General features: G+C 66.2%; 18 protein-coding genes. 16 read left to right on the top strand and 2 right to left on the bottom strand.

The genetic code is table 11. The annotated features are described in order from the left end of the window. Nucleotides 1-25 precede the first annotated feature (25 nt). The 4 genes from pdxH (at nucleotide 26) to ACG2LG_RS03565 (ending at nucleotide 5,121) form a co-directional block, all read left to right on the top strand. Entirely contained in the window at nucleotides 26-661 is a 636-nt protein-coding gene (gene pdxH / locus ACG2LG_RS03580) for a pyridoxamine 5'-phosphate oxidase (protein ID WP_396256374.1), read from the top strand. 278 nt (nucleotides 662-939) lie between these two features. Then, the gene (locus ACG2LG_RS03575; RefSeq protein WP_396256372.1) at nucleotides 940-1,692 is read left to right on the top strand and encodes an ABC transporter permease; all 753 of its coding nucleotides are present in this window, start codon (nucleotides 940-942) and stop codon (nucleotides 1,690-1,692) included. Then, entirely contained in the window at nucleotides 1,689-3,212 is a 1,524-nt protein-coding gene (locus ACG2LG_RS03570; RefSeq protein ID WP_396256370.1) for a hypothetical protein, read from the top strand. Before ACG2LG_RS03575 ends, ACG2LG_RS03570 begins: the two co-directional genes overlap by 4 nt. A 4-nt stretch (nucleotides 3,213-3,216) precedes the next feature. Next, a complete protein-coding gene (locus ACG2LG_RS03565) occupies nucleotides 3,217-5,121 on the top strand; it encodes a DUF4340 domain-containing protein (protein WP_396256368.1) in 1,905 nt (634 codons plus the stop codon). 30 nt (nucleotides 5,122-5,151) lie between these two features. Here the strand turns inward: ACG2LG_RS03565 and ACG2LG_RS03560 are convergent, their stop codons facing one another. Next, on the bottom strand, nucleotides 5,152-7,221 hold the full coding sequence (locus ACG2LG_RS03560; RefSeq protein ID WP_396256366.1) for a right-handed parallel beta-helix repeat-containing protein: 2,070 nt from the start codon (nucleotides 7,219-7,221) through the stop codon (nucleotides 5,152-5,154). Between the two features lie 63 nt (nucleotides 7,222-7,284). After that, a complete protein-coding gene (locus ACG2LG_RS03555) occupies nucleotides 7,285-9,087 on the bottom strand; it encodes a sulfurtransferase (RefSeq protein ID WP_396256364.1) in 1,803 nt (600 codons plus the stop codon). Between the two features lie 311 nt (nucleotides 9,088-9,398). On the opposite strand from ACG2LG_RS03555, the gene ACG2LG_RS03550 reads away from it, so the two are divergent. The 12 genes from ACG2LG_RS03550 (at nucleotide 9,399) to ACG2LG_RS03495 (ending at nucleotide 22,022) form a co-directional block, all read left to right on the top strand. After that, nucleotides 9,399-9,803: an NADH-quinone oxidoreductase subunit A gene (locus ACG2LG_RS03550; RefSeq protein WP_396256362.1), complete on the top strand. Its 405-nt coding sequence runs from the start codon at nucleotides 9,399-9,401 to the stop codon at nucleotides 9,801-9,803. After that, nucleotides 9,793-10,422 carry an NADH-quinone oxidoreductase subunit B gene (locus tag ACG2LG_RS03545; protein WP_396256360.1) on the top strand — a complete coding sequence of 210 codons (630 nt, stop codon included), beginning with the start codon at nucleotides 9,793-9,795 and terminating at the stop codon, nucleotides 10,420-10,422. Before ACG2LG_RS03550 ends, ACG2LG_RS03545 begins: the two co-directional genes overlap by 11 nt. After that, nucleotides 10,422-11,045, top strand: coding sequence for an NADH-quinone oxidoreductase subunit C (locus ACG2LG_RS03540; RefSeq protein WP_396256358.1), 624 nt, complete (start codon nucleotides 10,422-10,424; stop codon nucleotides 11,043-11,045). The genes ACG2LG_RS03545 and ACG2LG_RS03540 overlap by 1 nt, the downstream gene beginning before the upstream one ends. Nucleotides 11,046-11,073: 28 nt before the next feature. After that, a complete protein-coding gene (locus tag ACG2LG_RS03535) occupies nucleotides 11,074-12,225 on the top strand; it encodes an NADH-quinone oxidoreductase subunit D (protein WP_396256356.1) in 1,152 nt (383 codons plus the stop codon). Nucleotides 12,226-12,562: 337 nt separating this feature from the next. Continuing rightward, nucleotides 12,563-13,246 (top strand): NuoI/complex I 23 kDa subunit family protein, encoded by a 684-nt coding sequence (locus tag ACG2LG_RS03530; RefSeq protein WP_396256354.1) that lies wholly within the window; start codon nucleotides 12,563-12,565, stop codon nucleotides 13,244-13,246. Continuing rightward, a complete protein-coding gene (nuoH, locus tag ACG2LG_RS03525) occupies nucleotides 13,243-14,481 on the top strand; it encodes an NADH-quinone oxidoreductase subunit NuoH (protein ID WP_396256352.1) in 1,239 nt (412 codons plus the stop codon). The genes ACG2LG_RS03530 and nuoH overlap by 4 nt, the downstream gene beginning before the upstream one ends. Beyond that, a complete protein-coding gene (locus ACG2LG_RS03520; RefSeq protein ID WP_396256350.1) occupies nucleotides 14,478-14,969 on the top strand; it encodes an NADH-quinone oxidoreductase subunit J in 492 nt (163 codons plus the stop codon). Before nuoH ends, ACG2LG_RS03520 begins: the two co-directional genes overlap by 4 nt. Before the next feature lie 210 nt (nucleotides 14,970-15,179). After that, nucleotides 15,180-15,491: an NADH-quinone oxidoreductase subunit NuoK gene (gene nuoK, locus ACG2LG_RS03515; RefSeq protein ID WP_396256348.1), complete on the top strand. Its 312-nt coding sequence runs from the start codon at nucleotides 15,180-15,182 to the stop codon at nucleotides 15,489-15,491. Beyond that, a complete protein-coding gene (nuoL, locus tag ACG2LG_RS03510) occupies nucleotides 15,484-17,520 on the top strand; it encodes an NADH-quinone oxidoreductase subunit L (protein WP_396256346.1) in 2,037 nt (678 codons plus the stop codon). The genes nuoK and nuoL overlap by 8 nt, the downstream gene beginning before the upstream one ends. 7 nt (nucleotides 17,521-17,527) lie before the next feature. Continuing rightward, entirely contained in the window at nucleotides 17,528-19,054 is a 1,527-nt protein-coding gene (locus tag ACG2LG_RS03505; protein ID WP_396256344.1) for a NuoM family protein, read from the top strand. Further along, nucleotides 19,051-20,526: a NuoM family protein gene (locus tag ACG2LG_RS03500; protein WP_396256342.1), complete on the top strand. Its 1,476-nt coding sequence runs from the start codon at nucleotides 19,051-19,053 to the stop codon at nucleotides 20,524-20,526. The genes ACG2LG_RS03505 and ACG2LG_RS03500 overlap by 4 nt, the downstream gene beginning before the upstream one ends. Further along, entirely contained in the window at nucleotides 20,523-22,022 is a 1,500-nt protein-coding gene (locus ACG2LG_RS03495) for an NADH-quinone oxidoreductase subunit N (protein ID WP_396256340.1), read from the top strand. The genes ACG2LG_RS03500 and ACG2LG_RS03495 overlap by 4 nt, the downstream gene beginning before the upstream one ends. Nucleotides 22,023-22,041 lie beyond the last annotated feature (19 nt).

Here is a 22,041-nt window from a genome sequence, read left to right as displayed (position 1 = left end):
CACCCAGCCGAGCTACGAAGGGCGCATGGACTTGTCCGAGTTTCGAAAGGAATACAGCGACCGCGGACTGCATCGTGAGGATCTGGCGGCCGAGCCGGTCGAGCAGTTCGGCTCATGGTTCAATCAGGCCGTGGAGCTCGGCATCCCCGAACCCAACGCGATGTCCCTCGCCACGGTCGACGAGGGCGGCATGCCGCTGCTGCGCACGGTGCTGCTGAAGTATTTCGACGTTTCCGGCTTCGTGTTTTTCACCAACTACGAAAGCCGCAAGTCGGCCCACATCGCCGGCAACCCCCGGGTTTCGCTGATGTTCCCGTGGGTCACGCTCGAGCGCCAGGTCATCATCCAGGGCCGGGCCGAGAAGATCAGTTCCGCGGAGTCGCTGCGCTACTTTGCCAGCCGGCCCCGGGAGTCGCGGCTGGGTGCCTGGGTCTCCTGCCAGAGCTCGGTGATTTCCTCGCGCAAGCTGCTGATGCAGAAGCTCAACGAGCTGAAGGACAAGTTCGCCCACGGCGAGATTCCCCTGCCCTCCTTCTGGGGCGGCTACCGGGTGGTGCCAAGCACGGTCGAATTCTGGCAGGGAGGGCCCGCGCGGCTGCATGACCGCTTTCTCTACACCCGGTCGGGCGAGAACTGGAAAATCGAGCGCCTGTCGCCGTAGTGCTTTGTCCAACTTGAACGGATGGATGGAGTCGTCGCCAACGGGTCATCGTGATTGATCGACTGGGTGGCGCCCGCCCCGGGCAGGCCCTCCCGGTGCTTGCCCGTGATCGGTCCGAGCGACGATGCCTGAATCACCTCCACGACCTGCATCCTCCCACGGATCCATCACTTCAATCTGGACGGAGCAGTAGTCCGGGCTCTGACTTGGCGCTTGGCCGCTCCGCGCCGATGGCCTAAGCAGGCGGCCCGCCCGGCGACGCTATCCGAACACACCCCATGCGCACCCTTCTCATCCTTCTCCGAAAGGAGCTGAAAGGCTACTTCCACAACCCCTTCGGGTGGGTGATGATCGCGCTGGTCGTGTTTTTCAACGGCATCGGGATCTCGACCTCGATGAAGGGCTTCACCGAGAGCCCGTCCCAGCACAGCCTGGTCTTCGCGACCTTCCACTCGCCGGTCTTCTGGTTCTGGTTCCTCTTCATCTTCCCGCTGATCACGATGCGGACCTTCGCCGAGGAAGAGCGGAGCGGCACGCTGGAGACCCTGCTCACCGCGCCGGTGAAGACCGGACAGGTCGTCCTGTCGAAATACGGGGCCGCCCTGATCTTCTACGTCCTGATGTGGGTGCCCACGGTCTTCCAGTTCCAGATCTTCCACTGGGTCGCCGAGCTGCCCGAGGGATGGACGCCCGGAGAACTGATCGGCACCTACCTGATCCTGTTCCTGATGGGGGCCGCCTTCACGGCCATCGGCTGTCTGGCCTCGTCGCTGACATCGAGCCAGATCATCGCCGGCCTCCTGACCCTCTGCCTGCTGATGCTGATCTTCTTCCTCGGCTACGTGCCGGTGATCTGGGGGGGTGCCTTCCGCGGTGCGGGCCTGTTCCGGCACATCTCCTGCCAGGAGCACCTGGCCTTCTTCGCCCGGGGCTGGATTGATTCCCGGCCGGTCCTCTACTACCTTACCCTCGCAGGCACCGTCCTCTTCCTCACCTATCACGTCGTCGACTACCGGCGCTGGAAACGATGAGCGATCCCGAATCCAAAACGGTTCACCCGCCGTCCCGCCGCCCGGGCACCGGCTTCCTGTCGGTGCTCCAGGTCGTGTTCGTGATCTGCCTCTTCCTGGCCGTGAATTTCCTCGGCTCCCGGCACTCGCGACCGATCGATCTCAGCGACAACCTGGGCTTCACCCTGGCGGGCTCGACCCGCCGCTACCTGGAATCGGACGCCGTGCGCAACCGGGAGCAAGCCATCGACCTGATCGTGGCCTTTCGCGCCGACTCGCCCTTCTATGATCGGATCCGCCCGCTCGCCGAAGAATACGCGCGACTGTCCGGTGGCAAGATCCGGCTGCGACTCGTCGACCCGATCCGGGCCAATGATGTCGCCGAGTCGCTCTCGGCCGAGTATGGCCTCGTCTTCAGCCAGGACATGGTGATCATCGACGCGCGGGCGCCCGAAGAGAGGAGTTCGACCGGAGACCAAGGCCGGAGTCCCCACGTCCATGTCGCCAAAATCGAGGACATGCTGGTCTTCGAGACCGACGCCAACCAGCAGCGCAAGGTTCGCGCATTCCTCGGTGAAGATGCGATGCGCGCCGGTCTCGTGGAGGCGATCGAGGGAAGGCGGCGGAAAATGTGGGTCCTCGCCGACAAGAGCGACCTGACGAGCACGGAGAACGAAGGACTGTGGACCGTCTTCGCGTCGAACCTGCTGTCGCAGAACATTCTGCCGGAGCGCGTTCCCTTCGCCGGTGTCGAGAGGGTGCCCGACGACATCGAGGCGATTGCGGTCATCGACGCCGCCTACGATTTCACCAGCGAGGAAATCCAGGTCCTGGAAGATTACTGGTCACGGCCGCGCGCGGCCATTCTTGTCACCGTGGGAACCCACGATCCACCCCGCAGGCTGCGGGCATTCCTGCGGGAGCACGGGGTCACGCCGCGCAGCGAACACGTGGTGAGCGAGATCGACGGACTCGTCCGCACCTCGGTCACCGCCGGCTTCACCGAGGGCATGGAGTTCACCCGCGATCTGTGGGAGAAGACCACCGGCTTCGAGGGGGTTACGCGGGCCCTCGAGGTCCGGGAAGGCGCCGAGGACCTGCTCAACCGCCGGATTCAACCCTTCACGCTGGTCGAAGCGGATCCGCGCTTCTGGGGCGAGACGGACTTTCCCGCGGAGAGCGTCGAGTTCAATCCCGAGGAGGATCTGGCGGCGCCGGTTCCACTCGCGGCGGCCGTGCTGCGCGGCAACGCCACCGACGATCGCACCGCCGGCAGGGTCTCGCGCATGATCGTGCTGGGCAATTCCGCCTTCATGCGACCGGACAACGTGCGCAAGGCCAACCTCGACCTGCTGGCGAGTTGCTCGAACTGGCTCGTCGGCCGCGAGGCGCTCGCCGGCGAATCCGCCCGCAACATTCCGCGCTACCGCCTGCCGCTTCTGGAGCCCCAGATCACCTACATCAACCGTCTCAATCTCGTGATCCTTCCCGCCCTGCTGCTGCTGATCGGCGCCTCGGTGTGGTCGGCGCGACGAGCCTGAGTCCATGCGTTCCGTTCTTGCCACCGTCTTGCTCGGACTGGCCGCCTGCATCGCGGCCGGCCTGACCGGTCTGCGTCTCGCCGACGGTGATCTCACACGCGTCTTCGGAGCCCCGGCCTCGAAGATCGGCGACCACCTCTACGATTTCGATCCGAACGAGGTGGTCGAGATGCAGCTCGCGGGAAACGGGGTCAGCGCCATCTGCCGACGGGGTCCCGACGGCTGGGAAGTGATCTCACCCTGGAAGGACCGCGTGGATCCCCGGGTCATCCAGGCCCTGTTCTCCTTCACCCTCGGCACCCGGGTCGAGGGTGCCATTCCCAGGAACAAGGTCGAGAGCTTGAACCTGGGATTCGAGGACGGCCAGATCGGGGTCCGCCTGGCGGACGCGGAGGATGACCCGCTGGCGAAGTTCATGATCGGCCATCGCACGGCATGGGTCGGGACGGACCCGGAAACCGGTGAGACCTTTCCCACCATCTTCCTCCAACCCCGCGACAAGAGCCGCAAGGACTTCCTCTACGCCTGCACCGATCCCTGGAACATCCACACCGTGCTGGGTGACGGCTTCAAGCGCCTGCGGGACCACCACCCCTTCCTCTTCCAGCCGCAGACGATCCAATCGATCCGGATCCGCAACCGCTCGGGAGAGCTGCGGCTTTCGCGGGAGCGACCGGACCAGACCTTCGGCATCGTCAAGCCGCTCGAATTGAAATCCCGGCGCGAGGCGGTGGTTGAGCTTCTGCAGGGACTCTACGACCTCGAGGCGACCGAGGTGCTTTCGCGGTCGGCCGTCACACTCCCGGGCACCGATCCGGAGACGCTGGATCAGATCGCGCTCCTCCGGTTCGGCCAGGAGCAGGAAACCCTGCTCGAAATTTACCCGCCCGAGTCGGAGTCGGCGTCGAGCGTGCTGGCAACCGTCAGCGACCGCCCCGGTGCGGTGTTCCGCTTGCCCCTCACTCCCCGGTCCGCCGACCTCGCCGAGAAGTCCGTGCCCTCGATCTCGGACCTGCCGATGTCGGTCAACGAGCTGCGCGACCCGACCCTCGCGTCGATCACCCCGAGGGGTCTCGCCGGCATCCTGATTTCGCCCGCGATCGGCGATGACATCCTCGTCCGCCGAAATGGCCCCGAGGATCGCTTTTCGGTCATGCTCGACGGCCGGCTGCACCGGCCCTCGGAGACGGCCCTGTTCTCGCTGCTCCAGGCCGTCAACGAAGGACAGGTGCTCGAGTTCGTCTCCGACTCCGCCACCGACCTCGGTCGCTACGGTCTTGAGAGCCCCTTCCTGCTCCTGCGCTTTCTCGGCTTCGATGGAAGCAAGCTGACCCTGAGCTTCGGCCACGACCCGGAAGGCAACCTCTACGCGATCCGCGGAGGAAGCACCACGGTGGTCCGGCTCGACCCGGCGATGCTGGGTCTGATCCCCACCCGCACCCGGGACTGGCGCCCTCCCCTGGTCTGGAAGATCTCGGAAGTGAACGTGAACAGTTTCGTGCGGCGGCAGAAGGGGTCGAAGGAACTGGTCCTCTTCACCGACTTCAACGCCGAAAGCTGGCGCGCGCGACTCGGCAGCGAGGACGTCACCGACCGGCTTTCCAAGGAGCGGGCGCGGAACCTCCTCGCGAACATCCTCGACCTCAAGGCCGTGGCCTGGCTGCCGGTCGGCCAGAGCGGCGCCGACCAGGCCCTCGCGGACCCCGACCTGGAAATCACGCTGACGGTGCAGACCTTCGACGCCGAAGGCGAACCGGCCGGTCCCGAGTTGATGACACTGAGCGTCGCCAAAGTCACCCGGGGGCCGACCACGATCTGCTACGGCCGGGTGAGCCAGGAAGCGAACCCCTTTCTCCTCGACCCGGAGGTGGTCGAACTCCTCGCCGTTGATCTGATCGGGGAACCTTGACGACGGTGACGGGAAAGCCCCGGGCGGCGCTCATTCGTCCGAGTCGAAGCTGACGTCCGACACCAGATTGCCGGAGTTGTTCCCGCGGGTGACGTTGTTGGTGTAGATGTCCTTGCGGAGTCCCTGCTCGAGAATCAACCCCGGCCCGGAGTTTTCCTCCATCCGGTTGCCCTCGACCACCATGCTGATGGCCGAAAACCGAACCACCATGCCTCCCCGCAGGTTGCCGTAGCAGGAATTCTCGGTCACACGACCGGAAGCCCCGGCAGCCAGAACGATGCCGTATTCACGGTTCCCGAAGATTTCGTTGCCTGAAATCTCGATCCCCTCGGATGCCGCGTCGACGAGGATCCCGGCCCGGCTGTTGCGCTTCGAAGTCGAGTCCTTCAGCACCGCCCCGGCCCCGTCCCAGACTTCGAAGCCATGCCCGAAGTTCGACTCGGCGGTGGATTCCCTGACGTTCAGGCGGCTGCCCTTCCCATGAGCGGCGGCACCGTCCCACCCGTTGCCCTTGAACAGGCAGCGGACCGCCTCGGCCACACCTCCCTCGATCACTTCAAGTCCGTGGCCGGACGCCGACTCGAAGCGACAATCCGAAAACGACACCTCCGCGCCCCGGAGCTGCACCGCCGGATACCGGGTGTCGGACGGGTCGAAGCCCTCCTTCTGGAATACCAGCCCGATCGCGGTGGCACCCTTGGCATTCGGGCCGAAGGTCAGCACCGGCGATTCCCCGGCTTTCGCGGTGAGGATCGTCTTCCCCTCGCCCGCTCCCTCGAGCTGGATGGCGACATCGATCGAAAGCCCCCCCGGAAACGTTCCTTCCCCGAGCACCACCCGGTCCCGGTCGCGGCATCTTTCGAGGGCCTCTTCCAGGCTGGGGACGTCCTGCGGCACCCGGAGCGTCCGGCTGTAGGAAGCCACCTTCTCGTAGAAGGCCTGGATCTCCTCGTCCTCGGGGGCCAGCGCAATGGCTTCACGCATCCAATCGAGCACCTGTGAATCGAACTTCCCCTGGTCACGCAGTCGCGCGGCCGAGGTCAGTTCCCGCGCGCGGCGGAATTCCTGCTGCTGCTGCTCCCTGGCATCATCGATCTCCTTTTCGAGGACCCTCAGAATTTCGTCGCCGGGCAGGTCGCTTCGCAGTTGATCAAGGGCCACCCCCGCCTCCTCCCACTCCCGGGACTCGATAGCCGACCGCACCCGTTCCGTCCCCTTCTCCCGCACCTGCAACCGCCGCGCCGTCTCGATGCGCTCCTTGAGTTCCAGCACCCCCTTCTCGCCCGGATACCTGCCAAGCACCTTGTCGGCCGCCTCACGGGCATCATCCAGACGGCCCGCCTCGAAGGCCGCGAGGGCTTCCCCGGACCAGTAGCCGACGAACTGCTCCTGCTCCTCACGCATGCCGACTTCGATGCTCCGCCTGCCGTAGGCCGCAATCTCGGAGCCGGGATCGAGTGCCTCGATCCGCTGGTATGCCTGCTTGGCCTCCGGCCATCGCCGGCCTTCGACCAGCTTGGCACCGAGCCCCTCCAGAAAGGCGGCCTGCTGCTCGCGTTGGACCCGCCGCTCGGCCTCCATGTGAAAATACAACCAGCCCCCGCCGGCTCCGCCGACGAGCATCAGCAGGATCGCATAGACGAGATAACGCACCCGGGCTCCACCTCCGGAGTCTTTCTCAGCCGCTGCGGAAGGCTTCACCGGGGCCGCCTCGGGAGGGGCCGGCTCCGTGGTCGCGGGGGAAGGCGGGGCCTTCGGTGCCGGCGTGATCTTGTGAACGGGATGCGCAGGCGGCACCGGTTCATCGATGAAGCCCTCCCTCTTGGAGTTGATGTTCCGACCGCTGACCGAGCCCGGCACCAGCGCCATCATGGCCTCGACCTTTTTCTCCTTTTGCCGGGCGACCTCCTCGCGGACCGCCGCCAGTGCCCGGTCGAAATCCTGAAGCCCTCCCTGGTAGCGGAGGGCGATGGTGTCGTTGGGCGCGTGGCGAACGAGGTCGGCGAGACGATCACGAGCCTCCTCGAACTCCTCGAGACGGCTTGCCGGATCCTCTTCGGGATCGACACCCAGAATCCGTCTCGCTTCTTCCAACGTCACCGGCGTCCCTTAGCACCGCCTTGGACGAAGGTGAAGGGCGATTCGCCGCGAGGTCCGAGAAACTCAGGGGTTCACCGGGACGAGGGACCAAGCCGGATCCGGGGCCTCGAAGGCGACGTGTCCGCCGTGGATCGGGTGTCGGAGCTCGAATCGCCGGGAATGGAGGCACATCGGGGGGGCGCCGGGCCCGAGGGTCTGGATTCTCCCCGTCCCGCCATTCGGCAGATAGGCGGGATCGCCGACAATCGCATGCCCGGCGTGCCACAGGTGGATCCGGATCTGATTGGTCCTCCCGGTTCGGGGACGCACCCGGACCAGGCTGGTGCCGTCGCCCCGGCGCTCGATCACTTCGACCTCGGTCTCGGCGGTCAGGCCTTTCTCGAAATCAACGCCCCTCAGGCCAACCGGTCCCGGCTCCGCCGCAATCGGCGCATCCAGCACGAAGCGGTCCCGCGCCGGCTCGCCCGTCACCAGCGCCATATACTCCTTCCGGATCCCCCCGCCGGAAAACTGTGGCTGGACCTGCTTGGCAAAATGCCGCGTCCGGGCACAGACCACCACGCCGGTGGTATTGGCGTCCAGACGATGCAGCGCCCTCGGGACTTCGGGATGCCAGGCCAGGCGCAGGAAGTGCTCCATCGTGTTCCTCCGGAAGCGCCCGCAGGGATGCATCGGAAGCGGTGCCGGCTTGTCGATGACGATCAGGGCCTCATCCTCGTCAATCAGACGGATCCGTCCGTCCACCGGTGGTTCGATCTCCTGGGGCTTCAGGCGGAGGTATTCCTCGCCCGCACGCACGCGGCGATCCGCCGCGGCAGGCCCGCCATCCGGTCCAAGCACCCGGCCCTGGTCGATCATGTGCTGCCAATCCCCGGGATCGGAGTGCGGAAGAATCGCAACCAGCGCCTCGATCAACGCCATCCGGTCGCAACGACCCGGAATCCGGATCGGCTTCCGAGAATCCTCGGGCGTCGAACCCGGGCAACTCCCGGCGAGCCGGTCCAGCTTCGCCTGCATCGCCACGATCCGCTCCCGCCGTTTCACCTCATCGGGCTTGTGACAGTAGGGGCACGACTCGTTCGGCACGTAGCGCGGATCCGCCGACTCCTCGGCCGTGAGCGGAGTCTGGCAGGCGAAGCAAACCACCGAGTCACTCTCACGCAAGGCCGGGTCGAGTCCGACGCGATGGTCGAAGACGAAGCACTCGCCGTGGTAGTGCTCCCCTCCGACCTCCTCGAAATACTTCAGGATCCCGCCGTCGAGCTGATAGACCTCCTTGAATCCCAGTTTCTCCATCATCGGGGCCGCCTTCTCGCAGCGGATGCCCCCGGTGCAAAAGGTCACGACCGGCTTGTCGCGCAGGTCGCCGGGAAGCCCGTCGGCCGCCTCCGGAAAATCCCGGAAGTGATCGATCCCGATCACCCTCGCCGCTTCAAAGGTCCCCAGCTTCACCTCGTAGTCGTTGCGGGTGTCGAGCAGCACGAAGTCGCGGCCCTCGTCCAACCACTGCTTGAGCTCGCGCGGCTTGATCCGGGGCGAGGTGTGGCGGGCGGGGTCGATGCCCTCGACTCCGAAGGCGATGATCTCCTTCTTCAAGCGAACCAGCATCCGCGTGAACGGCTGCTCGTCGCTCTCGCTGTACTTCGGTTGCAGGTCCCGGAGACCGGGGATCGTCCGGATCGCATACACGAGTTCCTCGACCGCATTGTGCCGACCCGCCACGAAGAGGTTGATCCCCTCCGGGGCGAGAAGGATCGTTCCCTTCAGATCCTGATCCCTGCAGAGCCTCAGAAGCCGGGTTCTCAACCTCGGCAAGTCATCCAGTGGCGCAAAGCGATAGGCCGAAATATTGCTGATCCTGTCCACGAAGCGCTTTGAGGATGGACGGTGCGGCACTTGATGCCAAGTCACGGGATGACGTGATTGCCGCAATCTCCAGCCTCCGCTTCGCAGGCCAAACGGTCGCAGCTGTTGGAAACCCGCCGCCACGCCCCGCATTATCTCGCGAAAGGGGCGCTGATTCCCTCAACCGTTTGTATTCGACCGAAATTGCAGTCATAGACGCGGCTGCCGCCCAAAACCGTAACTCCTGCGCCTCCGGCCGAACGTCCGACGATCCGGGCACGGATCACCAGGCAAGCGGAACGGAGCGCCAACACCAAAAAACCAATCTCTGGATGGCCCACCCCTTCATCCCCGTCCTCGTATTCTTCGCGGTCGCCCTGGCCGTCCCGATCGGTGCGCTGGTGCTGGCGAGGCTGTGGATGAATTTCTTCACCCCGATCAAGCGCGGAAAGGAGAAGAACGCCCTCTACGAATGCGGCCTCGAGCCGATCGCCGAAAGCCAGACGCGCTTCCACTCACAGTACTACCTCTTCGGCCTGCTGTTCCTGCTCTTCGACGTCGAGACCGTCTTTCTCCTGCCCTTCGCCGTCACCTTCCTCGACCTGAGCGTGGGCGCCTTCGTCGTGGCGATGCTTTTCCTCCTGCTGCTCGCCGAGGGCCTGCTGTGGGCCTGGAGCAAGGGGCTGCTCAACTGGCGCGGCAGCCAGAAATCCAACTTCACGATCTATGGCGATTGACCCGAAACTCGCCGGGGAACTCAAACCGGCCGGCATCCACGTGACCTCCTTCGAGTCGCTGATCAACTGGGGCCGTTCGAGTTCGCTTTGGCCGATGCAGTTCGGCCTCGCCTGCTGCGCCATCGAGATGATCGCCGCCACCATGGCGAAGTATGACATGGCCCGCTTCGGTGCCGAGGTCTTCCGCCCGTCGCCGCGCCAGGCCGACCTGATGCTCGTCGCCGGGACCGTGACCAAGAAGATGGCGCCGCTCGTCGTGCGCCTCTACAACCAGATGGCCGAGCCCAAATACGTGATCGCCATGGGTGCCTGCGCGATCTCCGGAGGGCCCTTCAAGCAGGGCTACAACGTGCTCAAGGGCATCGACCGCTACATCCCGGTGGACATCGTGATCCCCGGCTGTCCGCCGCGGCCGGAGGCGCTGCTCGACGGACTGCTGGCCCTGCGCAAGAAGATCGCGGGCGAGAAACTCATCGGCGACCACCGCGTCCGCCACGCCGATCCAAAAGGCACCGCGGAATTCCCGGTGCCGGAATACGGAGCCCACGACCTGCAACCGGCCGCCAACCGCGAGATCTGGAACCCCGACCCGGTCGTCCACGAGGAAGCCGCCGACTGATGAACCCGGACGTCGACACCATCCTCACCCGCCTCCGCGGGGCCCTGCCCGACGCCACCGTCGAGTTGCGGGCAAACCCGGGACCGGCCGAACAGCACTCGCTCTTGGTCGCGCCCGCCGACCTTCCCGGAGTCTGCCGCTTCCTTCACGACGAACTGCGTTTCGACTATCTCTCGAACGTCACCGGCATCGACTGGCCCGACCCGGTGCTGGCCGACAAGGTGGCGGTCCCGGAGGACGACGAGGATTCCGGGGATCCGGGAAAAGCCACGGAGCCGCAGGGCTTCCTCGAAGTCGTCTATCACCTCTATTCGCACCCCGACCGCGTCGGCCCGCTGGTCCTGCGGGTGCGCACTGGCGACCGCACGGACCGCGTGGAGATCCCCTCCGTGGTTTCCATCTGGCGCAGCGCCGAGTTCCAGGAACGCGAGATCTACGACCTCTTCGGCGTCCGCTTCACCGGCCACCCGGACCTGCGCCGCATCCTGATGTGGGACGAGTTCGTCGATCATCCGATGCGCAAGGACTACGTCGCCCCCGACGACTTCGAATACGAACCCACCCCGCACGCCGAGGTGCTGGAACGCGCCAGGACCCACTATCCCGCGACAGAGAAGGACTGAACCACGGATTTCACCCCTATCAAACCCAATGATCTCCGACGCCACGCCGTTGTCCGCGCCCACCCTCGAAGGGACCGACGACGACCAGTTGCTGCGCGTTTCGCTCGGGCCGCAGCACCCGTCGACCCACGGCGTGTTCCGGATGAACGTCGTGCTCGATGGCGAGACGGTGGTCCGCCTCAAGCCGGTCTTCGGATACCTCCACCGCAACCACGAGAAGATCGCCGAAGGCGGGCCCTACCTCCATGCGATGCCGTACACCGACCGGCTCGACTACATCTGCCCGCTGACCAACAACTGGGCCTACGCCCTTTCGGTCGAAAAGCTCGCCGGCATCGAGGTCCCCGAGCGCGCCGAATACATGCGGGTGATCCTCGCCGAGCTGACCCGGCTGATCAACCACACCGCCTTCATGGGATTCATCCTCGGCGACATGGGCGCCTGGGGGTCGGCGCTGATGTATGCCTTCCGCGAGCGGGAGAAGATCCTCGATCTGTTCGAGGATCTCACCGGCGCGCGGATGATGGCCAACTTCATGCGTTTCGGCGGCTGCCGCTACGACCTGCCCGAAGGCTGGATCGGCCAGGTCTCCAGGATCATCGACGACTACGGGCCCTTCCTCGACGAGATGGAACAACTCCTCATCGGCAACGAGATCCTGCTCGCCCGCGCCCAGGACGTCGGCCAATTGCCGCCGGAGCAACTCGTCAACGGCGGTGTCACCGGACCGATGCTCCGCGCCGCCGGGATCAGCTACGACCTCCGCAAGGTCGAGCCCTACGGCATCTACGACCGCTTCGATTTCCGCATCCCGCTCGGCGAAAAGGGTGATTGCTACGACCGCATCATGATCCGCTTTCTGGAGATGCGCGAGTCGCTGAAGATCCTGCGCCAGGCGATCGATGCCCTGCCGGAGGGCGACTTCATCAATCCCAAGGCGAAGCTGCGCAACTTCAAGCCGCCGGTCGGCGATGCCTACGGCCGCATCGAGGGCCCGAAGGGCGAACTCGGCTTCCATCTGATCAGCGACGGCACCACCGACCCCTACCGCTTCCGCGTGCGGGCCCCCAGTTTCGTCAATCTGACCCTGCTCGAAGACATGTGCCTCGGCCTCGACCTGGCCGACGTCGTCATCATCCTCGGCAGCATCGACATCGTGTTGGGGGAGGTGGACCGATGAACGAGAACTCCAAACCCACTGAGCCGCTGAAAGAAGTGGCGACACTGAAAACCGCGGAGACGCGGAGATCGCAGAGATTCGCGGAGAAGTCCAACTGGTTCCGAAGGGGCCAAACATCCCTAGCCGGGCGCTTCAGCGCCCGGCCACCCGTGTCTCGTCCCTTCGGGACGCCAGGAACACCCCCACCGACAACGCCAGACCCCTGTGGCAACCGAGCCCATACATCCAAATCTCTCCGCGTTCCTCCGCGACCTCTTCGCCTCTTCGCCTCTGCGCCTCTGCGCCTCTGCGCCTCTGCGCCTCTGCGCCTCTGCGGTAAACCCGGCTCTTTAACCCGATGAAACCTCCCACCCAGAACGGGCCAAAACCCAAATCGGCAAAGCCCGGCAAGTGGGTCGTGCCCGGGCTCGGGCTGCTCCAGGGCCTTGCGGTCACCGGCAAGAACATGCTCCAGAGCTTCTACAAGAAGGAGCGGATGACGACGGTGCCGTATCCGGAGCAGCGTGCCCCGATCAGTCCCAACTACCGCAACATCCCCTTCCTCTGCTACGACGACGACCCCGAAGCCGGACTGCGCTGCACCGCCTGCAAGATCTGCGAGAAGTCGTGCCCGCCGGAGTGCATCTACATCGTCATGGATCGCGATGAGAACGGCAAGGCGCTCAAGCGTCCCAAGGTTTTCGACATCGACGCCTCGGTCTGCATGGGCTGCGGCCTCTGCGCAGAGGTCTGTCCCTTCGACTCGATCTACATGGACGGCCAGTTTGAACTCGCCACCGACGACCGCTTCGAGGGACTCCAGCTCCACCTCCACGACCTGGCAAAGTCCGCCGAATACCATCTTCAACTGAGACCCAAGGAAGCCTCCGAGGTCCTCGCCCGGCGCAAGGCCGATGCCGAAAAGAAGGCCGCCAAGGCCGCCGCGAAAGCGAAGGCCGATGCCGAAAAGAAGGCCAAGGCGGAGGCTGAACAAACGGCGAAAACCGAAGATCCGCCGAAAGAGGAAGGAGGCAGCGAATGAAGACTTTGATTGCCCAAGCCGCGGAACCTTCTCTCTGGTCGCCCGAATGGCTGCCACTGCTGCCGAAGCGGCTCGTCGAAAACCTGTTGGAGCATTTCAACGCGCCCGGGTGGCTGGTCTCGATCGGCGGCATCGCTGCCGGCGCGGCGACCGTGCTCGCCGTCTTCATGACCGCCTTTGCGCTGCTGTCGCTGATCGAGCGCAAGACGCTCGCCCGCGCCCAGAACCGCATCGGGCCCAACCGCGCCGGTCCTTTCGGGATCCTCCAACCGGTGGCCGACGGGATCAAGATGCTGACCAAGGAGGACATCGTCCCGGCCAAGGCCGAGAAGCTGCTCCACCTGCTGGCACCGATCCTGATCGTGATCCCCGCGATCATGGCGCTCGGCGTGCTGCCCTACGGTCGCGAGTGGACCCCGGTGCCGCTGGAACTGGGCCTGCTGTTCTTTTTCGCGCTCGGCGCGCTCACCGAGGTCTCGGTCTTCATCGCCGGTTGGGCCAGCGGCTCGAAGTTTCCCATGCTCGGCGCGATGCGCGCGATCTCGCAGATGGTCAGCTACGAGCTGCCACTGGTTCTTTCCGCCATCGCCGTGATCATGGTCTCGGGCACGCTGTCGCTGCCGGAGATCGTCGCCCACCAGGGCGGTTACCACCTGGGCTTCCTGCCGGCCTGGCACATCCTCACGCCATGGGGACTCGTCGGCGGGCTGGTGTTCTTCATCGCCAGCATCGGCGAGGCGAACCGCTGCCCCTTCGACCTGCCGGAGGGCGAATCGGAAATCGTCGCCGGCCACATGACCGAATACTCGGGCTTCAAGTACGCTCTGTTCTTCATGGGCGAATACCTCGGGCTGTTCGCCATTTCCGGCCTCGGCGTGACCCTCTTCCTCGGCGGCTGGCAGGCCCCCTTCCCCGGACTCGGCTTCGTGCCCTCCTGGATCTGGTTCTTCGCAAAGCTGGCCGCGGTGATCTTCCTCTTCCTGTGGATCCGGGCGACCTTCCCGCGCCTGCGGATGGACCAGCTCATGCGCTTCGGCTGGCTCGCCCTGATCCCGATGTCGCTGCTGACCATTCCCGCAGCCGGCATCTGGACGCTCCTGCACCGCGCCGGCCACGGCCTGATCGCCTGGGTCGTCACCATTGCGCTGCTGGTGGTGCCTTTCGTCATCATGACCGTCCTCTTCAACCGCGGACTCGCCCGGTCCAACCGCACCTACCGATTCGCCGAGTCATGACCGCACTGCTCATCCTTTCACCGCTGATCATGCTCGCCGCCCTCGGCGCGGTGTGGAAGGCGCGCCCGGTGCACGCCGGGCTGCTGCTGGCGCTCACGTTGTCGCTCGCCGGCATGCTCTACATCGCACTCGGCGCCGAGTTTCTCGGACTGGTCCAGTTCATGGTTTACGTCGGCGCGGTGGCGGTGCTGATCGTCTTCGCCCTCCTCATCACGCGCCCGCGCGACGAGATCGAGGAAATTGCCCGCCGTCCAAAGTCGGTCGGGCCCGGCCTGCTGTGCACGCTGCCACTGCTTGCGACGCTGCTTTACACCGTCGACCGCACGCTTCCCGAGGCACCACCCGGCACCGCGGATCTGCCGGTCAGGCGGATCGGCGAGTTGCTCTTCACCACCCACGCCCCGGCAGTGCTCGCCGTCGCCATCCTGCTCACCGCTGTGATGCTCGGAGCCGCCCTCTTCGCCCGGGAACCGTCGAAAAAGCCCTAGATCCAACAAGATGAACCACAGATTACGCAGATTTAGGGGATTGAGATTCTGAAGACCCTTGCAACGCCCGTCCATCCACTTTCCTCCATCCTCAAGAAAATCCCCTTAATCTGCGTAATCCACGGTTCCCCTCTCCAAATCCAGCACCTGTCCGGCGTCAAAAAAATCACAAAAACCGCCTCAATCCGTGGTTCAAACCATTCTCCTAACATGAACCCCCTCGCCGTTCTGCTCACCCTCTCGTCCGTGCTCTTCGCGCTCGGCCTGTTCGCGGTGCTCACCCGACGCAACACGATCCTCGTGCTGGTCGGCATCGAGCTGATGCTCAACGCCGCCAACCTCAACTTCATCGGCTTCTGGCGCTACGGCCCGCCAGACCCGCAACTCACCGGCCCGATGTTCGTCCTCTTCGGCATCGCCATCGCCGCCGCCGAGGCCGCGGTCGGTCTCGCCATCATCCTCATGGTCTTCCGCCACACGCGCTCGACCGACCTCAACGCCTCCAACTCGCTCCATGGCTGAAGCGCTCCAACCGCACCTGCCAACCCTGCTCTGGGCGATCCCGCTGCTGCCCTTGCTCGCAGCCACCGCGGTCGCGTTCCTGCCGGACGCTCGCGGACGGATCGCCTCCAAGCTGGCAATCGGCGCGCTGGGCGTGTCGTGCGTCCTCGCGCTGCTCGCGACTGCCTGCACCCTCACCCCGGGGGTCGACAAACCCTTCCGCCTCACCACGTCCGCGACCTGGTTCACCTTCGGTGAAAGCGCACTCAAGGTCGGCGTGCTGCTCGACCCGATGAGCGCGGCGATGATCGCGATGGTCACCTTCGTCGCGCTGTGGATCTTCATCTACAGCACCGGCTACATGGCCGACGAAAAGCGCTTCGGCCGCTTCTTCGGATTCCTGTCGCTGTTCTGCGGCGCGATGCTGATGGTGGTCCTCGCCAACAGCCTGCTGCTGCTGTTCATCGCGTGGGAACTGGTCGGCCTCGCGTCCTACCTGCTGATCGGCTTCTACTTCGAAAAACCCTCCGCCGCGGCCGCCGCGCAGAAGGCCTTCATCACCACCCGCGTCGGTGACATGGCCTTCTTCCTCGGCATGATCTGGCTCTACCGCCAGACCGGCACGCTGCTCTTCTACGACGGCGGCAACGGCCTGCTCGAATCCGCCGCGCTGGCTTCGCTCGCAGGTACGACGACCCTCGGAGGTCTCACCGTTTCCGCCGCCGCGGCGCTGCTGCTGCTGGTCGGCGCCATGGGCAAGTCCGGCCAGGTCCCCCTGCACACGTGGTTGCCCGACGCGATGGAGGGCCCGACCCCGGTCTCCGCCCTGATCCACGCCGCCACCATGGTCGCCGCCGGCGTCTTCATGGTCGCCCGCGTCCACCCGATCTTCGCCAACGGCGACGGCGTCACGACCGCTCTGACGGCCACCGCCTGGATCGGCGGCATCACCGCGCTCTACGCCGCCTGCGTCGCGGTCGCCCAATACGACTTCAAGCGCATCCTCGCCTACTCGACCGTCTCACAGCTCGGCTTCATGATGGTCGCGCTCGGCACCGGCGGGGTCGGCGCGGCGATGTTCCACCTCATCGCCCACGCCTTCTTCAAGGCGCTGCTCTTCCTCTCCGCCGGCTCGGTCATCCACGGCTGCCACGGCGAGCAGGACATCCGCAAGATGGGCGGACTGTCGAAACCGCTGCGCCGGACATTCCTCGCCTATTCGATCGGCATGATGGCGCTGGCCGGCTTCCCGTTCCTGTTCTCCGGCTTCTGGAGCAAGGAGGCCATCCTCCACAGCGCCGAGATCTGGCCCGGCGGCAAGGGCCCGTTCGCATTGGCCGTCGCCGCCGCGCTGCTGACCGCCTTCTACATGACCCGCCAGGCCCTGCTGGTGTTCTTCGGAAAACCGCGCCGGCCCGGCGTCGAGCACCCGCACGAAAGCCCCGGCGTGATCCTCGTCCCGCTCTACGTGCTGGCCGCCGGTGCGGTGCTGCTTTCGCTGATCGCCACCCCGTTCTGGCCATGGTTCGAAAAGTGGATCGACGGCGAGGCCGCCCGCTTCCACGGCGGTGCCTTCGGCGAGCACGGGGCGATCGGCCTGCTGATCCTCTCGCTGGCGCTGGTCACGGTCGGCGTCGGCGCCGGCTGGGCCGTCTATCGCCGTGTCTCGGACGACTCCGGCGCGCCCGATCCACTCTCCGGCAAGCTCGGTCCGCTGTGGCGCCTCCTCGAAAACGCGATGGGCTTCGACGCGCTCTATCAGAAAGCGATCATCGGCCCGCTGGCGATGCTCGCCTCGCTCATCGACGCCATCGAGCGCGGCATCCTGGTGCCGGTCATGGCCGCCGGCGAGACCGTCCTCAAGGCTTTCGGCCGCCTCACCGGCGCCAGCGACGAACGCGGCCTCAACGCCGGCTTCGACGGCGCCTGCTCCGGCCTGAAACGCCGCGCCGCCGGTGCGTCGGGTGCCCAGACCGGGCGCATCCAATCCTACCTCCGGACCATCGGCCTCGGTGTCGCGGTCCTGCTCGTTCTCTACCTCTGGCTCTGATCCCGCCATGCTGCTCACTCTCATCCTCGCTCCCCTGGCCGGTGCCGCGCTTCTCGCCGCGTGGCGCGGCGCGGGCGATCGTGCCGCCGGCCGGTTCGCTGCCTGGTGGTCGCTGATCCCCATCGTGCTGGTCGCCCTGCTCGGCTTCCGCGGCGCAAACCCCGGCGGCGCGATGGCTGCCTGGAGCCTCGACTGGATCCCCGATGCCGGTATCGCGCTCACCTTCGTCGTCGATGGCACCTCGTGGCTGTTCCTGCTGCTGACCTCGCTGGTCACCACCTTCGTGCTGGCGATTTCACTCCAAAAGGGTCTCACCAGCCGCAGCTACGCCGCGCTGATCCTGGTGATGGAAACCATGCTGCTAGGCGTCTTCACCGCGCGGCATTTCATCCCCTTCTTCCTGTGCTGGGAAATGACCCTGATCCCGGCCTACCTGCTCATTCGCCTGTGGGGCGGCCCGAATGCGCCCCGCGCCGCCCGACGCTTCTTCATCGTCACCCTCGGCGGCGGCGTCTGCATGCTGCTCGGCTTCCTCGCGCTGCAGATCGGCGTCGGCACGATGGACTTCGGCCAACTGGCCGAGATGGCCTCGAAAGGCGACCTCACCAAAACTCTCGCGACCGCCTTCGCCGGCACCGCCCTGACCGGCCCGACGCTGCTGCTTTTCGTCGCCATCGCCGTCCTGCTCGGCCTCGCGGTCAAGATCCCCATCGTCCCCTTCCACGCCTGGCTGCCCGACGCTTACGCCGAGGCCCCGACGCCCATCACCATCCTGCTCACCGGCCTGCTGTCGAAGATGGGCGTCTACGGCCTGCTGCGCGTCTTCCTGCCGATCTTCCCGGAGACCTTCGCCGTTCTCGCCCCGTGGCTTGCCGCGCTGGCGGTGGCGACCGTCCTGTTAGGCGCTTTGGCGGCGCTGGCGCAAAAGGACCTCAAGCGCATCCTCGCCTACTCGTCGGTGAACCACCTCGGCTACTGCGTGCTCGCCGCTGCGGCGGTGGTTGCCAGCCAGGGCGACCGCGAGTCGGCCTCCTCCGCGATCTCCGGCGCCTTCCTGCAGGCCTTCAACCACGGCATCATCGCCTCGGCGATGTTCTTCGGCATCGCGATCCTCGAGTCGCGCTCCGGCGGGCGGCGCGGTCTCGACGACTTCGGCGGCCTGCGCGCCCGGGTGCCGGTGCTGTGCGGCCTGATGGGCCTCGCGATCTTCGCCTCGCTCGGGCTGCCGGGGCTCAGCGGCTTCATCGGCGAGTTCCTCGTCTTCAACGGCACCTTCGGCCTGCTGCCCTGGGCCGCCGCCGTCTCGGTGCTCGGACTGCTGTTCACCGCGGTCTTCCTGCTGCGCCTCATCCGCAAGGTCTTCCACGGACCCCTCGGTGAGGGGCTCTCGACATGGCCCGACCTTTCGACCGCCGAACGCTGGCTCTTCGCGCCGGTGATCGCGCTCATCGTCATCCCCGGCCTGTGGCCGCAGGTGCTGCTCCGTTTCCTCAATGCCGACACGCTGCGGCTGCTCGACTTCCTCAAGCCATGACGCCCGCCTGGACCCTCCTCTCCGCCTTCGCCGGCGCCCTGCTGGTGCTGCTGCTGCCCGCCCGCAGCGCGGCGCTGTCGCGGGTGATCGCGCTGGCCGCCGCGACCATCGGGGCGCTCGCCGCCGGCGCCGGCTGCCTCGCCAAGCTCGCCCACCCGGATGCCGCACCGTGGTCCTTCGACCGCGACTGGATCCCCAGCCTCGGCGCGCGCCTGCACCTGCAGGCCGACGGCCTTTCGCTGGCGCTGCTTCTTCTAACGGGCCTCGTCGCCATCGCCGGCATCCTCTTTTCCTGGAACATCGACAAGCGCCAGCGCGCGTTCTTCTCGTTGTTCCTCACGATCATCGGCGGCGTCTATGGCGTCTTCCTCAGCCGCGACGCCTTCCTGCTCTTCGTCTGCTACGAGGTCGTCATCCTGCCGAAATACCTGCTGATCGCGATCTGGGGATCGACCCGCAAGGAATACGGAGCGATGAAGCTGACGATGTATTCGATCGGCGCCAGCGCGCTGATCCTCGTCGGGTTGGCGGCCGCCTACGCCGCGGCCGGCGGCACCAGCTTCGACCTCCAGCATCTCGCCGCCGCCGACTATTCGCCGGGCTTCCAGGCCTGGGCCTTCCCGGTGCTGTTCCTCGGCTTCGCGGTGCTGGCCGGTGTCTGGCCGTTCCACACTTGGGCCCCGACCGGTCACGTCGCCGCCCCCACCGCCGCCTCGATGCTGCTCGCCGGCGTGGTGATGAAACTCGGGGCCTTCGGCGCGCTGTGCGTCGCCATGCCGATCTTCCCCGAGGGCTTCGCCCAATGGCGCGGTGTCATCGCCGGACTGGCCGTGATGGGCGTCCTCTACGGCGCCTTCACCGCGTTGTCGCAGAAGGACCTCAAGTTTGTCATCGGCTACTCGAGCGTCAGCCACATGGGCTTCGTCCTGCTCGGCCTCGCCGCGGCCACCCACTGGGGCCTGCGCGGCGCGGCGCTGCAGATGATCTCGCACGGCGTCATCGCGGGACTGCTCTTCGGCATCGCCGGGCGGGTCGTCTATGCCCGCACCCACACCCGCGACCTCGCCGAGCTGCGCAGCTTCGACCTCTGGCGCACGCTGCCGGGCGCGGCGGTCGCCTTCACCCTCGCCACCGCCGCCTCGATGGGACTGCCCGGCTTCAGCGGTTTCGTCGCCGAGATCTCGGTCGCGATCGGCCTGTGGGAATCCTTCCCGCTGCTGCTGATCCCTTTGATCCTCGGCATCGTCATCACCGGCGCCTTCTCGCTGCGCGCGCTGCAGAAGGCCTTCTTCCCGGTCCGCGGTGAGACCGATGCCAAGCCGCCCAAGCTGCCGCCGCTCACCTGGCCGGAACTCACCGCCATCGTCCTGCTGCTCGCCGTTTCGCTGGCGATCGGGATTTATCCGAAGCCGTGGCTCGTGCTCATCGACGACGGCCTCGCCTCGCCGCTCTTCCAGTCCATCCTGCCGTGAACTACTCCGCCCTTTTCCAGCAACTGCTGCCCGAAGTGATCCTGGTGGTCACCGCGCTGGCGGTGCTTGCGACCGCGCTCGCGATTGAGGGACGCGGCAAGCCCGCGCCGCTGAGCGTGATCTCCAGCATCACCTGCCTCGGCCTGCTGCTTGCCGGCGCCTCGCTGATCCTGTTCCCGGCCACCGGCGAAGCCGCCACCCCGATGATCGCCCTCGATCCGCTGGCGCGGCTGTTCAAGGGCGTGGTGATCGCGCTCGGCCTGCTCGCCGTGCTGCTGCCGCCGGCGAAGGACGAGATCCGCCAGCCCGGCGAATTCCACGCGCTGCTGCTGTTCGCCATCACCGGGCTCTGCCTCACCGTCGGCACCAACCACCTGCTGTTCCTGTTCGTCGCGCTCGAACTCGCCAGCCTCTCGCTCTACCTGCTGGCCGGCTTCCCGCGCACGGCCCGCGCGTCAGAAGCCTCCTTGAAATACTTTCTCTTCGGCGGCGTCTCGGCGGCCTTCCTGCTATTCGGGCTGAGCTTGATCTACGGCTTCTCCCGTGCCGCCACCTTGCCCGAGGTGGCGACGGCCCTCGCGGCCGATCCAACCTCGCCGCTGGCCATCGCCGGACTGGCGATGGTCCTCGCCGGTCTCGGCTTCAAACTGGCCGCCGCCCCCTTCCACTACTGGGCGCCCGACGTCTATCAGGGAGCTCCGGCCACCAGCGTCGCGCTCGTCGCCGCGGCCTCGAAGGCGGTCGGACTGGTGGTGCTGGTTCGATTTCTCCTGGTCGGCTTCCACGCCTCCGGTGGCTCTGCAGCCTGGGGTGGGATCGTTTCCGGTTGGTCGGTGTGGCTTTCCATACTTGCGGCGGGATCGATCCTTTTCGGAAACCTTCTCGCTCTCGCCCAGACCAGCGTCCGCCGCCTGCTCGCCTACTCGGCAGTGGCCAACACCGGCTACCTGCTCGTCGGCCTCTGCGCCAACGGCGCCGCGGCCGCCGGTGCCGCGCTGTTCTACGTCGTCGTTTACGGACTCGCCACGCTCGGCGCGCTGGCGGTCACCGCCGCGGTCGAGCGCGAAGCGGGTGACGACTCGGTGGCGTCCTTCGCCGGACTCGTCCACCGCTCGCCGCTGCAGGCACTGGCGCTGCTCGTCTTCATGGCCTCGCTCGCCGGGATCCCGCCGCTGGCCGGCTTCGTCGGAAAGTTCGCCCTGTTCAGTCAGGCACTGGCGGAAACCACCGTCGGCACCGTCTCCGGCATCACCTGGCTCGTCGCCCTCGCGGCGGTGATGAGCGCGGTGTCGCTCTACTACTATCTCCAGGTGCTCAAGCAGGCCTTCGTCACTGACGGTGAGACGGCGGCGACCGGCATTGGCATCGGACACGCCCTGGCCATCGGCGTTCCCGCCGTGGCCCTCGTCGTCCTCGGCTTGTTCCCGTCGCTGCTCCTCGAACCCGTGAGCACCGCGGTCTTCGTCCTTTCCGATGGGCGGGTCAACCCGCTCTAAGAAAAGGGGTGCCGGGGCG

The sequence above is a fragment of the Haloferula sp. A504 genome (assembly GCF_044385805.1).
GTDB lineage: Bacteria > Verrucomicrobiota > Verrucomicrobiia > Verrucomicrobiales > Akkermansiaceae > Haloferula.
This window is presented reverse-complemented; position numbering and strand designations above follow the sequence as displayed.